The following is a 14112-nucleotide window of genomic DNA, read 5'->3' as shown; positions in this document are numbered from 1 at the left end:
CCGGTCGGATTGAAGCGCCTGAGCCTGTAGCGTTATCGGGCGGGTGCTATCAGTTGCCCACGGCAGCGCTGATGGTGAAACTGAGGCCGAGACTGAACAGGAAACTGCTCAGCAACAGGCCAATCAGCCAGGCTTTCTGCTTGAGGTTGCTGCCCTTGTACACCAAAAAGGATTTGCTCAGGGCATTGCCACAGAGAATGAGAATAAACTGCGTCAGCAGCCCCGTCTGCTGCGTATATAGCGACTGCTCCGTCATCACTGACGCCAAGACGGCATGGGCTTCGAACAGGGAAATCAACAGGGTGCTGATATTGCGGGACAGCTCCAGTTCGCTGCCAATGAAATGCATGCCATAGACCAGGATAAAGATCAGCGCCGACAGCTTGATGACGTTTTTCCACAGTATCGGATGGTCGTTCAGCAGCTCAATCTCCGCCATGCCGGCGTTGTCATGTTCCAGCGCCTCGGGATAGTGCCCCTTCCGGGCATTGAGGAAAACAATCACGCAGACAATCAGCAGCAGCTGAATCAAAAAGGGCAGGTAGTATGTCCAGGCCAGTGAGCCCGACAGAAACCAGACAATCATCAGGCATTCAAGCAACATGGCACAGAGCGCAAACAGCAGGGTCAGGCGTAAATCCCGCTCCCGGCTGGCAGCAAATTTCTTGTCATTCAGCACCTGTAAATATACAGCCGTGCTGGAGATAAAGCCCCCCAAAAAGCCCTGCAGCTGAAAGCGGCTGCGCTCCGGAGCCAGATGAAAACAAAAGAAGCTGAACAGCTCCAGTCCCGCCACCAAGGGCACGATTTTCAAAATGGGAATGAAGGCTGCCACCACACACAAGAGCGCCAACAAGCCCATATCCAGCCAGATGTGCTTGTCACGAAAGTGGGCGGAAAGCGGTGTGGTATGCCTCATCTTGGCTGCTATCCCCAAAAGAAAAAAGGGTTTATCAGATCATAGCCCGTCTTCAACAGTTGCAACGGGGGCAGCATTGCCCAGTCAGGATAATCCACTTTGTCATGGTGTCACCACTGGGGTAAGTGACTGCACCAGGGGCGATAAATCAGTAAGTCTCTGGTGTTTCTCAGGAAAATAAATATCATATGGCCGCAAATAAGTTCATGACCAGTGATAAGGAAATTAAGATGCAAGAGACAGTGGAAATCAGCTTGGATAACAAATTACGTAAACAAAATGGCATTCTGGCGAGCCTGATGCTGGGCTTCTGGAGCTTGCCATTTCTCGCCGCCTGGTTTGTGTTTCATGCAATGATCCCAAATGCCTCGCTGGTAATCATTCCCGTGGCTGGTTTTTGGTGTTCACTGATAATTCGTATCCATGGCCGGGGATTGAGCAGTTCCTTCAAAATCATCAGCTATCTGGGTTATCTGTTGTTGGTTATGTCGGCCATAGCTCTGGGCGCGGTTGCGACCAGAGGAGCCGTTCCCTTGGTCATAGTCCTGGGGTTGATTTTGGCCGGCTTTATCGGTGTCAGTGATTACAGTCGGGTTAAACTGCCTCCGGAAGAAGATGCGCTGTATCTGAAACGCAAATTCGGCACCGAAAAAACACTGAAAAGATATTGGCGCAATAACATCTTGCTGATGATACCCGCATTGGTGCTCGCGCAAGCGGCGGCCTTCGTTGCCATGGTATTTATTACCGAAAATGTCCTGCCCGGCACCTTCAGTAATTAGTCGCCTCTCGCTGTTTTTCTGCAGGATTTCAGCACGGGTCATTCTGCTTTAAGCCATAAAAAAACGCCGCATACTGCGGCGTTTTTTCTTTGTCATCTTAAGCTTGGTGGCATACAGTAATGCAATGATTTAAATGGCCAATTTTGTTTGAGACTTAGCAGGCAAAGTATCGAGGCAAGTCTTCGATGCGGGAAAGAGGGGCTTCCCGTTGCGTCAGCGTAGATAGTCCGAGTCCCAAAGTGTAATAAGCGGCTCTGACTCCTTGGCCTTTATCAAATTTGAAACTGATAGATGGACAGTTGGCACAAGACCTTAAAGGGAAAGTTTATGAGATTTTACGTTTTGCTTTTGACTACGCTGGTGAATTCAGTGTTGGCCGATGAATGTTCTGAAAATAAATGGCTTGCACAAAAAGATCCCATCGCTGAACTTAATTTAAATTTGGGGCCTATTAATAAATTACAAGTGTCAGAGTTTTGGTTTACTTCCAATGAGTGCATTCGAATGCCAACGGAAGATTTTTATGTTATTCAATACAATACAAATGGTTATCCAGCTATCATTGACAGAGAAACTGGTCATGGTCCAAAATTGCAAACTGTTGATTTAGATTCTGACGGCATAGAGGAAGTGGTGCTCGCCTTTAAATCTGGTGGAAATCAGACCTTGATGAATATCTACAGGTTATCAGACTTCAATTTATCAAAGTTGGATACAACAAAACTCTCTTCAAATATGGCTTCTATCGAAATAGTTGAGAACAGTAACAGCCCAGTTTTCATCAAAGTCTCGAATGCAGAAGTTGCCCCTTCTAATCAGCAGATTGTAGTGGTGGAAAATTATTTTTTGAGTAACGGAAAGTTAAAAATTATCCAGAAATAATCCTTATATAGAAGGGGATGGCCGTTTTAATTGCCCTGTGCCGCCAGGTGGAATGCCAGAGCATGCGAAGTATCGAAGCAAATCTGCGATGCGTGAAAGAGGGGCTTCCAGTTCGGTGGCGGAAGCAATCCGGGACCGAAATTAATAAGATACACTGATTCACTTTATTTAAAGAGGTTACCGGTTAATTATGAATGTAGAGGAACTTAGAAGAGAGTTTATTCGGAGACGTTTCAAGGCTCATGGGTACAGATTGAATATTAAGCCATCAAATTTGTTTGAGGGGCATTGTATAGAGAAGATTAATGAAACTTGGTATGTTTATTATTTTGAAAGAGGCCAGAAGTTTGAAGTTGAAGCATTTGACTCGGAAAGCTTCGCTTGTGAAAGAATCTTAAATAAAATTAAATCTGATCCGTTTATGAAATAACGAAAGACAGGGGGATCAGATCTTTTTGGAAAAAAAGGCGGATAATTTTTATACCTTGCCAATCAGTCCCATTTTCTAGGGACTTTTTTGCCTGTAATGGGACAATTTGATCTGCTGTACGGGGGCTAAAGATCGTTTGTAGCGGCCTGCAGAGCGGGCAGTGTCACTATGCGCCGTCAAATTTCAATCAAGCTCGTAATCCCAATAAAAAACGCCGCATTAAGCGGCGTTTTACTATGTCAAATTCGCACGTTAGCGGCTTACAGCACGCCGCGGCGCATTTGATCGCGCTCGATGGACTCGAACAGGGCCTTGAAGTTACCTTCGCCGAAGCCCAGGTTATTCTTGCGCTGGATGATTTCGATGAAGATGGGGCCGAACAGATTCTTGGTGAAGATCTGCAGCAGGTAGCCTGACTCGTCGCCGTCCACCAGGATTTGGTGGTGCTTGATGCGCTCGCGATCTTCGGTGACCTGGGGCAGCTTGTCGAAGATGGTGTCATAGTACTCTGGGATAATGTCCAGGGTCTGGATGGAGGTTCCTTCCATGGCATCCAGGGACGCCACTATGTCACGGCTGCGGAACGCCAGGTGTTGTACGCCAGGGCCGTTGTATTCGCGCAGGTATTCGTCGATCTGGTTCTTGTCGTCGCCTTTGCCTTCGTTGATGGGGATGCAGAAGCTGCCATCGGGTGAACGCAAGGCATAGGAGATCAGCGCAGTCTGTGAGCCCTTGATGTCGAAGTAACGCACTTCGGTGAAGCCGAACACGTTCTTATAGAAGTTGGACCATTGCTCCATGGTGCCCTTGTAGACGTTGTTGGTCAGGTGATCCACTTCCATGAAACCTTTTTCCTGTACCAGCACGGGCTCGGCCAGATCGTCAAAATCGCTGGCGTAGATATTGTCTTCGCCGAAACGGTCGATGAAGTAGATCAGGCTGTCACCAATGCCATAGATTGCGGGATAGGGCAGATCTTTCACTTCATCCGGAGCGGCCTTGGCACCACGCTCGACGGCGGTCTTGAAGGCAAAGTCGGCATCTTCCACGCGCCAGCCCATGGAGGTGATGGCAGGACCGTGTGACTTGGCGAAGCCGGCGCTGAAGCCTTCGCGACCACGGTTCATCAGGAAGTTGATGTCATTTTGCTTGTAGTAATAGATGTCCTTGACCTTGTGCTTTTTCAGCATGGAGAAGCCGAAGTCCAGGAATACCTGGTGCATAAAGTCATTGTCGGGCGTGGCAAATTCGGTGAATTCGATGCCGAGCAGGCCCAGTGGATTGGTTTCGCTTGCCATTGTCATTTCCTCTTTCAAAGTATTGTCCGTCTGGCGCTTATTGTTGTCAGTCTTCCAGCCAGGAACGGTTGTAATCGGCTGCCATGCAGTGCTTCACGTGTTCGGTGAGCTTGAGCGGGGCAAAGGTGTCGACCATCACGGCATATTCATAGGTGTCTTTCTTGCCTATGGAGGCCTCGGTGCGGCCGGGTTGCGGGCCGTGGGCCACGCCTTTCTGGTGCAGTGTGATGTAACCTGCTTCAATGCCGGTGCGGCTCATAAAGTCGCCATCGACGTAGTACAGCACTTCGTCGCTGTCGATGTTGTTGTGGTAGTAAGGGGCCGGGATTGCCTGCGGATGGAAATCGTAGGGGCGCGGCACGAAGTTGCAGATCACGAAGTTGTGGGCCACAAACAGCAGGTGATCCGAGGGTGGCAGGTGAATTTTGCCAACCTTGGGCGCGTATTCTGTGATGTTGAAGGCCCAGGGATAGACGCAGCCGTCCCAACCCACCAGGTCGAAGGGGTGCCATTCCAGCTGATTCAGCTGATACTTGTCACCGAACTTGGTCACCATGGGGAAGTTACCGCGCTCAACCACGGCGTCTTTCAGCTCGGGCACGCGGATATCGCGTTCGCAGTAAGGGGCAGATTCCAGCAACTGGCCGTATTCGTTACGGAAATGCTTGGGCACTTCCACCATGGAGAAGGATTCGATAACGAACAGGCGCACGTTGTCAAAGCTGTTGAACTTGAGCTGGTAGGTGGTGCCGCGGGGGATCACCAGGTAATCCCACTTGCGCACTTCCAATTCGCCGTACTCGGACAGCAACACGCCTTCACCTTCGTGTACGAAGATCACTTCGTCGGCATAGGCGTTGCGGTAGAACTCGTCCGTGTCACGGGTTACCTTGGCGGTGTACAGGGCCAGGTCATTGTTGTAGAACATCTTGTTGCGGGCCGAGAAGAAGTTGCCCTCGTTGTCCGCCAAGCGCGTATCCAACTTGTAGTTCTGTACCAGCGAATCTTCCCAGTTGCCGCCGTGGCTCAGTGTCATGGGCGACACTTCCAGGGTCTTGGTGGGCATATTGTGGTGGTACTTGTTGGAATAAATGTTGGAAAAGCCATGGGTGGAGAACAGCTCTTCACGGTAGAGTTCGCCGTTTTCCTTGGCAAAAGCGATATGGCGCTTGTTGGGTACCTGGCCTTGTTTCACGTAGAAGGGCATGGGTTTCTATCCTCTCGGGGCTAAATGCCTGTGAACTGTATGTGAACTATGTGATCTGGCTATCAATTTAGTTGTGCGGATGAACAAAAAAAAGAATAATAAATCCGTCATCATCATCTAAAAATTAGATGGTAATCTTCCCTTTACAATATTGACCGCCCAAGGTGGCAGGAGTGGTGCGATGCGCATCGATGTGGATGCCTTCAAGGTGTTGCAGGTGTTGGTGGAAGAGGGCAGCTTTGCCAAGGCGGCAGAGCGGCTGCACAAGGCCCAGTCGGCGGTGAGCTACCAGGTTAAAAAACTGGAGCAACACCTGGGAGTGAGCCTGTTCAGCCGTGATCAATACCGCGCCGAATTGACCCCCGAGGGACGGGTGATCCTGGCCGAAGGCCAGCGACTGCTGGCGCACCTGGCCAACATTGAACATCTGGCCAGCCGTTTCAGTGAGGGCTGGGAGCCCAAGCTGGAGCTGGTGATCGACGGCGCCCTGCCGATGGAGCCGATCATGACCGCGCTGAAACGCATGGCCGAGCACCAGATCCCCACCAAAATCCAGCTCAATATGGAGTTCCTTGGCGGGGTGCAGCACAGGTTCGAGCGCGACAATGCCGATCTGATGCTGGTGAAAGACTATCGCACCGGCCCCTATTACTCGGCTCAGGCGCTGCCTGCCATCACCAGCGTGCTGGTAACCGCAGCCCATCATCCGCTGGCGGGTGGCAAAAAACTGAGCCTGACCGAACTGCAGCAGCACGTGGAGCTGACCATTGAGGATTCATCCCCGGTGAAAACCTACCGCGACGAATTGCAATTTGGCGGCGACAAGGTGTTTTACCTGTCGGGCTTTATCATGAAGAAGAACGCCCTGCTCAAGGGGCTGGGCTTTGGCTGGATGCCGGACTTCCTTATTCATCAGGAACTCCAGGACGGCAGCCTCAAGGAAATCGACTTTGTTGGCGGCAGCCGCTATACCTTTACTCCGCAACTGGTGTCGACCCTGGAGCGCCCCCTGGGGAGGGCCGGCAGGCTGTTTACCGAACTCATTCTGGAAGAATTTGCCAGAAACGAAGGCGTCACCGGCGGTTTGGGCTGACACAGGTATCATGTGCCAACACAAACAGTTACATTTGGGTTCATGACGCAATGACATTTTATGTCATAAGCTGAGCCACAGCTGTTACGCAAACATTACACCCAGTATCAAGAAGCGATTCAATTTAAGGTCAGATAACGGAGGGAGACCATGACCAGACGTTGCCACGAGGTGGACTACGAGATTAAAGGCAGCAGCATGCAGCTGGTGGAGGTGGAGCTGGATCCGGGCGAAACCGTCATCGCCGAGGCCGGTGCCATGACCTATATGGAAGAGGGCATCAGCTTTGAGGCCCGCATGGGGGATGGCTCCGAACCCGAGTCGGGCTTTTTCGGCAAGCTGATGGGTGCCGGCAAGCGCATGTTGACCGGTGAAAGCCTGTTTATGACCCATTTCAGCAACCAGGGCCACGGCAAGCGCCGGGTGGCCTTTTCGGCGCCTTACCCCGGCACCCTGCTGGCCATAGATTTGGACGAGGTGGGCGGCGAACTTATCCTGCAAAAGGACAGTTTCCTCGCTGCGGCGCTCGGCACCCAGGTCAGCATGAAATTCAACCGCCGTCTCGGCGCCGGTTTTTTCGGCGGCGAAGGCTTTATTCTGCAATGCCTCAAGGGTGATGGCATGGCCTTTATCCACGCGGGCGGCACCCTGATAAAGAAAGAGCTGCGCGGCGAGACCCTGAGAGTAGACACAGGTTGTCTGGTGGGCTTTACCTCGGGTATTGATTACGACATTCAGCGCGCCGGTTCGCTCAAGTCCATGGTGTTCGGTGGTGAAGGTCTGTTCCTGGCGACCCTGTCCGGTCACGGTACCGTTTGGCTGCAAAGCCTGCCGTTCTCGAGGATGGCGGACAGGATCCTGGCGCACGCCCCCTCGGCCGGTGGCAGCGATCGCGGAGAAGGCTCGGTGCTCGGTGGCTTGGGCCGTATGCTGGACGGCGACAGATAGGCCTGATCGTAAATGTGAAAAAGGAGCCTAATGGCTCCTTTTTTAATCCGGCACCGACCGTCAATGGGTCAGGATATCGAGGATCTGGCGGGTTTTTTCGTGGACCCGGAACAGGGTGTCATCTACGCGTATGGTGACTTCTCCATCGCGGCCAATGGGCACCACCACTTCACCCCGCTGGTAGATTTCCTGCTCCAGGATATCGCCCCTGTGGTATTTCTTTTGCCAGCCGGGAGGCAGGGGCTCGCCACGGGCGACTTTTTTCTGCAGTCCGGGTGGCAAACCGCCATCGACTACCGCAGGCTGCACCTTTTCATGGTGCTCATTCTCGCCATGGCTTTTCTCTGCCTTGTCATTGTGTTCTTTTTCGCCGTGGCTTTTCTCTGCCTTGGCCTTATGGGACTGGTGTTCCTTGTTGTCCTTGTCATGTTTGGCCATGACAGGCAGAGCCAGACAAGCGCCGAGAACAAGGATTATTCCTGTGTGTTTCATGGGGTTTCTCCCGCCATTTGATGGATCAGTTGCCATTGGATTTCTGTGACCGGCTGTATGCTCAGGCGCGAGCCTTTTTGCACCAGCATCATGTCAGCGAGTCCGGGATGGGACTTAATATCGCAAAGGGGTACGGCACTGGCAAATTTTTTCAGAAAATGAATGTCCAGCTTGAGCCAGCGTGGTGCTTCGGGTGTCGACTTGGGATCGAAATAGGGGGATTCGGGATCCCAGGCACACTCATCGGGGTAGATGCCACTGACCACTTCGGCAACCCCGACCACGGCGGGCACCTTGCAGCTGGAGTGATAAAAAAACACCCGATCACCTATTTGCATGGCATCGCGCATAAAGTTGCGGGCCTGGTAATTACGAATGCCGTTCCAACCCTCTGTTTGGTTGGGTCTGGCCGCCAAATCGTCGATGCTGAACTCATCGGGTTCAGACTTCATCAGCCAATAATTCATCCGGTTCTCCTTAAGGGACCTATTGCCGCGCGGTTTTTATTATCGGAAACGCGTTAAGCCTGTGTTCATCCTGCGGGCGTCAGACTCTGTTTCAGACGCAGATATAAAGCCAGGCGCTGGCATAAAAAATGCCTCGTGAGAATGTGGCGCCCGCGCCGGTCAATAGATTGTCGGTCTGTGGCGGCGATTATGCATCAGGGGACGGTCTGTGACCACCCGGGAGGTATGTATGCAAGCATCAGTATCCTGTCAGAATCATATTCGGGACGCGTTGGCCGCAGGCGAGCACGGCTGTGAACCCGGCCTGCTGCGGCAAGTCGTTGAACTCCTTGAGCGCACCGGGATCCTGATTGAGGAGTTTGATTGGCAGGATTGGTATCGCAACCAGCACCTGTTGGATTGCCCGGAGCGCATTGCCGATGCCAATGCCCAGCAGTGCCGCCAGTTGCTCAGTGCCCTGGCAAGGCTGGAGCGTTTCAGTCACGGTGTGTTGGCGCACATGCGTCGCCGCGGTGTGCTGCTGGCGCTGTTGGAACGCCTGTGGCAACTGGAGGCCATGCCCCAGCTTGCGCCGGCGGTGGAAGCGCCCGATCCCGTCAGCCTCTAGTCATTAGCCTTTAGTCTAGATTTGCGATTTTGCCCTTGTGGCCCCAATGCCGCTTTGGCTAGAGTCGAGTTCTGACTCACCCGGGGCTGCCACATTTTCCTGCATACTTTGCCCCAGGTGAATTCCCCATCGCATTTTTCGCAAGGAGGCGCTATGTCTGCCATTCAATATTTTCCCTTGAGCCAGAGCCGGTACCAGGGCCGCACCGACACTGAACTCACCGAGCTCACCATAGGCCAATACCTGGAGCATATCTGTGACCGTTTTGGCGACAATCCGGCGGTGGTCGTGCATCATCAGCAGATCCGCTGGGACTATCGCCGCTACCTTGCTGAAATTGACCGTTTGGCCACAGGTTTGCTGGCGCTGGGCGTCAGGCCCGGCGACCGGGTGGGGATCTGGTCACCCAACAACATCGAATGGTGCCTGACCCAGTTTGCCACCGCCCGTATCGGCGCCATCATGGTGTGCATCAACCCGGCCTATCGTCCCGAGGAGCTGGAATACGCCCTCAATAACGTCGGCTGTAAGGCCCTTATCACAGCCGACAGCTTTAAACACAGTCAATACCTGGACATGCTCGCCGAACTGGCTCCCGAACTGGCGCACTGCCCGCCGGGGCAACTCAAGGCCGAGCGTTTGCCGGCGCTGCGATGGGTGATCCGTACCGGCACGGCAACCACCCCCGGGATGTTCAATTTTCCCGAGGTGTGTGCGCTTGGCGCCGATGAACACTATAGTGAGCTCAAGACAATCGGGACCGGGCTGTCATGCCACGACCCCATCAATATCCAGTTCACTTCCGGCACCACGGGCCAACCCAAGGGCGCGACCCTGACTCACCACAATATTCTCAACAATGGCTTGCTGGTGGCCGAGGCCATGGCTTTCAGCCACAGGGACAAGCTGTGCATCCCCGTGCCCCTGTATCACTGTTTTGGCATGGTGCTCGGCAATCTGGTGTGTCTGGCCAAGGGCGCCACGGCTGTGTTTCCGGGGGATGCCTTCGATCCCGCCACCACGTTGCAACTGGTGCAGGATGAGCGTTGCACCGCACTGCACGGGGTGCCAACCATGTTTATCGCCGAGCTGGAGCTGGCCAATTTTGCCGACTATGACCTCTCCAGTCTGCGCACCGGGGTGATGGCCGGCGCTACCTGTCCCGAGCCTGTGATGAAGCGGGTACAGCAGCTGATGCACATGGAAGAGGTGCTGATTGGCTACGGCCAGACAGAGTGCAGTCCCATCAACAATATGACGGAAATCGGTTCCAGCCTGGAAAAACGGGTCACCACGGTTGGCCGGGCCCTGGCCCACACCGAAGTGAAAATCATCAATGAATTCGGGGAAATACAGGCCATAGGCCAACCGGGCGAGGTGTGCAGCCGCGGCTATTGCGTGATGCAGGGCTACTGGAACGACCCGGCTAAAACGGCGGCAACCATAGACAGCGAAGGCTGGCTGCATTCCGGCGATCTCGGGGTGATGGACAGTGACGGCTATGTGCAGATAGTGGGACGGATCAAGGACATGATCATCCGCGGCGGCGAGAACATCTATCCCCGCGAGATAGAAGAGAAGCTCTATACCCACTCGGAAATTCAGGATGCGGCGGTGTTCGGGGTGCAGAGCCAGAAGTACGGCGAGGAAGTTTGTGCCTGGATCAAGGTGCGTCCCGGCAGCGGCTTGACCGAGGATGAGGTGCGGCACTTTCTGACCGAGAAGGTGGCCTATTTCAAGGTGCCCAGATACATCAAGTTTGTTGAGCACTATCCCATGACAGTCACGGGCAAGATCCAGAAGTTTCGCATGCGTGAGCTGATGTATGAGGAGCTGCAGCGGGACATCAATGCCGTGAGCGCATAAAACCAGTGCCGAGAGCGGATAAAACCAGTGCCGGGATCAGAAACTGATGCGGCGCCAGAGTTTATCGAGCCAATTAAGGCCTGCGGTCATGGCCTTTTGACTGCGTGCCAGGTAAGGCCTGGCCCAGGGATACTCCATGGCCAGCAGCGTCAGTCCCAGTGGCAGTAACAGCCAGGCCGGACCAGGCATCAGCAGCAGGATAAGGCCCGTCAGGGTCAGCAGACCGCCTATCAGGGTCAGCAATGTTTTGCGCACCGGCTTGTGCATGCCTTTGTTCATCGGTTTCTCCACGCCAATAAGCTGTGTCCCCAGTCTAGTGCCGACCGGGTGACACAGGTGTGTCCCTTTGTAACCAAACACGTCAAGCAGGCCAAAAAGGCAGGTTAAACAGGACCGTCAAATCTCCTTGCTATACTGAGCCTTATCGTTACCCGGGAAGAATTGGCTGTCATGAACCTGTCGCATCTTGGCGCTAGTTTGCTGGGTCATGGCTGACGGTTGTGTTGGGGAGAGGAAAGGTGTTTGCTGCCGGTTATGAATTGGCGCAGCTGGAGCGCTTAATCCAGATCCAGGGCCAACGCCTGCGCGCGCAGATCCTGGCGCAGTTGCCGGGTCCGGCAAGCCCTTTGCCGCTGCACGCCATAGAGCTTGGTACGGATAAACCGGGCCTGCCCACTGTGCTGTTTGTCGGTGGTGTGCACGGCCTTGAGCGCATCGGCACCCAGATCTTACTGACCTTTTTGGGATCCCTGATGCAGCGTCTTGGCTGGGATCCGCACCTGCAGGCCATGCTATCCGGACTCAGGTTGGCCTTCGTGCCCCTGGTCAATCCGCAGGGGATGGCCATGGGACGGCGCGCCAATGCCAACGGGGTAGATCTGATGCGCAATGCACCGCTGGAAGGTGACAGGGTGACGCCCTGGGTGGGTGGCCAGCGCCTGTCTGCCAGACTGCCCTGGTTTCGTGGCCATGGCCAGTTGGAAATTGAGACCCGCGCGCTGACCGACTATTGCCGTGAGCTGCGAAATAAATCGAGTTTGCTGCTGGTGCTCGATGCCCATTCCGGCTTTGGCCTTGAGGATCACCTCTGGTTTCCCTATGCCTGCCATCACCGACCCGGCAGGGAGATAGCCCGCATCTTTCGCTTCTGGCAGCTGTTTGAGGACAGCTATTCCCATCATTGCCATTACCACTGCGGCCCCCAGAGCGCCGTGTACCGCACCCATGGGGATATCTGGGATTGGCTCAGTCAGGATGACAGTCCGGTACCCCTGTTGCCCTTTACCCTGGAAATGGGCTCCTGGGCCTGGGTCAGAAAAAATCCCCGCCAACTGTTCAACTTTGCCGGCCTGTTCAACCCGCAAAAACAGCACAGGCACCATAGGATTTTGCGCCGCCATACCATCTTGATGCAGTTTATGCTGGAGCTGGCCCATTCCAGGCTGCTGGAGCAACTGTCGCCGGCCGAGTTGACGGGCTTCAGGGAGCAGGGTGTCAAACTCTGGTACCCGGAGTTGCTGCCATGACAACCCTTGTCATGCTGCGGGGCCTTGGCCGTGACAGGCGCCACTGGGAAGGCTTTGACGATAAGCTGAGGGCACTGGGCGCTAAGGTACTGTGCCTGGACTTGCCCGGTAATGGTAGCCTGGCGGAGCGTAAAAGCCCCCTGCGGGTGGAAGACTACGCCGACGAGCTGAGTCACAGACTCGACACTCTCGGTGTTGGTGCCTGTGTTGTGCTGGGGATTTCGTTTGGCGGCATGGTGGCGCTGAGTCTGGCAGCCCGCGACAAGCGGGTGCGCGCCGTGTGGGTTTTGGGCTCAAGCGACCGGCACTCGCCCTGGTTCCGGCGCTTTTCGCTGCCGGCGGTGGTGTTTGCTGGCCTATCTGCCGCCGCATCCGTGCTCAGGCAGCGGGTGCTTCCTGACCCACGACCTGAAATTGGCCTGGTTGAAACTGCGATAGTGAAACTTGTCAGCCATCAAAGAGGTGAGGATTGGGAACTGATAGCCCGCTGGAGCCGCCTGCATCAAGTGGCCTGCACCAGCCTTGGCAATATGCTGCGCCAGCTTTGGGCTGCCTGGCGCTTTGAGGCGTCGCCGGTAAACTGCCCAAGTTACTTTATCCATGGCAGGAACGACCGCCTGGTGCATCCCTGTTGCAGTGAGTCGCTGGCGGGGCGTTACGGAGCATCGGTGAATTACTTGCCCAATGGTGGCCATGATCTGGCCCTGGATGTGCAGCCACAGTTGCTGGCGCTGCTGACTGACGTGGTAGCCGACTGATCAACGTATGGTCTGGCACACCACAGTGTCGCTGGGCTCGGGGCATTCTCTCCTCAAACGCTCAAGCTCCCGACTCAGCTGAGTAGTCAGCTCGGTTTGGCTGTCTGCCAGCATATGGAAATAGTAATTGACCAGAGGCGGCAACGGCAGCGGCACTATGTCTTCCATAGCCTTGTCATCCATAGCCTTGTCATCCACAGCCTTGCCATCAACGCCCTGCTGACGAGCGAATTCTTCCACTACTGAGGGCAGCATCAACATAATATCGCCGCGCCCCTTGCGCAGCATGTCGACCGCACCGGGAAGGGATTTGGCGTAGGTGATATTGCTGATTTTCAGGGCCTTGGCCTGATATTCGAGCACCCGGATGGCGTGTACGCTGATAAGCGTCAGGGGTTGCAGATCTTCGAAGGAGTCCACCTTGAGCGAACGGTGGCCGTATAACCGCAACTCGGTTTTGAATATGGCCGGTTTGACCAGATGCATATGTTGCCATTGGGAAACCACTTCCGGCTCCATCACCATGATGCCGTCGAGGTGGCCCTGTTGCAGCACCAGGGGCAGGCGGGCTGCGGGCATATCCACCAATTGCGTTGCCAGACCCAGATTGGCGTATGCCTCCAGCACTTTTTGTTGCACCCCGGGCAATTTGGACATCACCTCCTCATTGGTGCCTATGCGCAGCGTAGCGGCATCCTGGGCCGCAGCGAAGAGGAAGGGCTGTAAACACAACAGGCCCATCAGCCAGCGTATCATCGGGGACTCCTGCATGGCCGGCCTGTTGGCCGGAACATGCTAAGCATAGCCGCTAAAGCGCCGGCCTTCCCGGCGCTTAGG

Annotated in this window: 15 protein-coding genes; 8 read left to right on the top strand and 7 right to left on the bottom strand. The window is 54.6% G+C overall.

Annotated elements, in window-relative coordinates; all coding sequences use genetic code 11:
• Window positions 1–49: 49 nt before the first annotated feature.
• Window positions 50–919 (bottom strand): DUF4010 domain-containing protein, encoded by an 870-nt coding sequence (locus JYB84_RS10300; RefSeq protein WP_207320010.1) that lies wholly within the window; start codon window positions 917–919, stop codon window positions 50–52.
• Between the two features lie 230 nt (window positions 920–1149).
• Between JYB84_RS10300 and JYB84_RS10295 the strand changes: the two genes are divergently transcribed.
• Both JYB84_RS10295 and JYB84_RS10290 read left to right on the top strand, forming a co-directional pair.
• Window positions 1150–1701, top strand: a complete 552-nt coding sequence (locus JYB84_RS10295) for a hypothetical protein (RefSeq protein ID WP_207320009.1) — start codon at window positions 1150–1152, stop codon at window positions 1699–1701.
• Between the two features lie 327 nt (window positions 1702–2028).
• Entirely contained in the window at window positions 2029–2583 is a 555-nt protein-coding gene (locus JYB84_RS10290; RefSeq protein WP_207320008.1) for a hypothetical protein, read from the top strand.
• Between the two features lie 690 nt (window positions 2584–3273).
• Here the strand turns inward: JYB84_RS10290 and hppD are convergent.
• Both hppD and JYB84_RS10280 read right to left on the bottom strand, forming a co-directional pair.
• Window positions 3274–4311: a 4-hydroxyphenylpyruvate dioxygenase gene (hppD, locus tag JYB84_RS10285; RefSeq protein WP_207320007.1), complete on the bottom strand. Its 1038-nt coding sequence runs from the start codon at window positions 4309–4311 to the stop codon at window positions 3274–3276.
• A 46-nt stretch (window positions 4312–4357) separates the two neighbouring features.
• Window positions 4358–5518 carry a homogentisate 1,2-dioxygenase gene (locus tag JYB84_RS10280; protein ID WP_207320006.1) on the bottom strand — a complete coding sequence of 387 codons (1161 nt, stop codon included), beginning with the start codon at window positions 5516–5518 and terminating at the stop codon, window positions 4358–4360.
• A 181-nt stretch (window positions 5519–5699) separates the two neighbouring features.
• Between JYB84_RS10280 and JYB84_RS10275 the strand changes: the two genes are divergently transcribed.
• Window positions 5700–6611: a LysR family transcriptional regulator gene (locus JYB84_RS10275; protein WP_207320005.1), complete on the top strand. Its 912-nt coding sequence runs from the start codon at window positions 5700–5702 to the stop codon at window positions 6609–6611.
• Between the two features lie 150 nt (window positions 6612–6761).
• The gene (locus JYB84_RS10270) at window positions 6762–7559 is read left to right on the top strand and encodes a TIGR00266 family protein (protein WP_207320004.1); all 798 of its coding nucleotides are present in this window, start codon (window positions 6762–6764) and stop codon (window positions 7557–7559) included.
• 60 nt (window positions 7560–7619) lie between these two features.
• On the opposite strand, the gene JYB84_RS10265 is transcribed toward JYB84_RS10270, so the two are convergent.
• Window positions 7620–8051 carry a hypothetical protein gene (locus JYB84_RS10265; RefSeq protein WP_207320003.1) on the bottom strand — a complete coding sequence of 144 codons (432 nt, stop codon included), beginning with the start codon at window positions 8049–8051 and terminating at the stop codon, window positions 7620–7622.
• A complete protein-coding gene (locus JYB84_RS10260; RefSeq protein WP_207320002.1) occupies window positions 8048–8518 on the bottom strand; it encodes an EVE domain-containing protein in 471 nt (156 codons plus the stop codon). The genes JYB84_RS10265 and JYB84_RS10260 overlap by 4 nt, the downstream gene beginning before the upstream one ends.
• A gap of 229 nt (window positions 8519–8747) precedes the next feature.
• On the opposite strand from JYB84_RS10260, the gene JYB84_RS10255 reads away from it, so the two are divergent.
• Both JYB84_RS10255 and JYB84_RS10250 read left to right on the top strand, forming a co-directional pair.
• Window positions 8748–9125, top strand: coding sequence for a DUF6508 domain-containing protein (locus JYB84_RS10255; RefSeq protein ID WP_207320001.1), 378 nt, complete (start codon window positions 8748–8750; stop codon window positions 9123–9125).
• Window positions 9126–9278: 153 nt separating this feature from the next.
• Window positions 9279–10991 (top strand): AMP-binding protein, encoded by a 1713-nt coding sequence (locus tag JYB84_RS10250; protein ID WP_207320000.1) that lies wholly within the window; start codon window positions 9279–9281, stop codon window positions 10989–10991.
• Between the two features lie 36 nt (window positions 10992–11027).
• Here the strand turns inward: JYB84_RS10250 and JYB84_RS10245 are convergent, their stop codons facing one another.
• Entirely contained in the window at window positions 11028–11270 is a 243-nt protein-coding gene (locus JYB84_RS10245; protein ID WP_228289589.1) for a PGPGW domain-containing protein, read from the bottom strand.
• Between the two features lie 239 nt (window positions 11271–11509).
• Here JYB84_RS10245 and JYB84_RS10240 point away from each other — a divergent pair, with 239 nt between their 5' ends.
• Window positions 11510–12517 (top strand): DUF2817 domain-containing protein, encoded by a 1008-nt coding sequence (locus JYB84_RS10240; protein WP_207319999.1) that lies wholly within the window; start codon window positions 11510–11512, stop codon window positions 12515–12517.
• Window positions 12514–13275 (top strand): alpha/beta fold hydrolase, encoded by a 762-nt coding sequence (locus JYB84_RS10235; RefSeq protein WP_207319998.1) that lies wholly within the window; start codon window positions 12514–12516, stop codon window positions 13273–13275. The genes JYB84_RS10240 and JYB84_RS10235 overlap by 4 nt, the downstream gene beginning before the upstream one ends.
• On the opposite strand, the gene JYB84_RS10230 is transcribed toward JYB84_RS10235, so the two are convergent.
• Window positions 13276–14031 (bottom strand): type 2 periplasmic-binding domain-containing protein, encoded by a 756-nt coding sequence (locus JYB84_RS10230; protein WP_207319997.1) that lies wholly within the window; start codon window positions 14029–14031, stop codon window positions 13276–13278.
• Window positions 14032–14112 lie beyond the last annotated feature (81 nt).

It is taken from the genome of Shewanella cyperi, assembly GCF_017354985.1.
Lineage (GTDB): Bacteria > Pseudomonadota > Gammaproteobacteria > Enterobacterales > Shewanellaceae > Shewanella > Shewanella cyperi.
The sequence above is the reverse complement of the archived record's forward strand: the minus strand, read 5'-3'. Positions and strand labels throughout refer to the sequence as shown.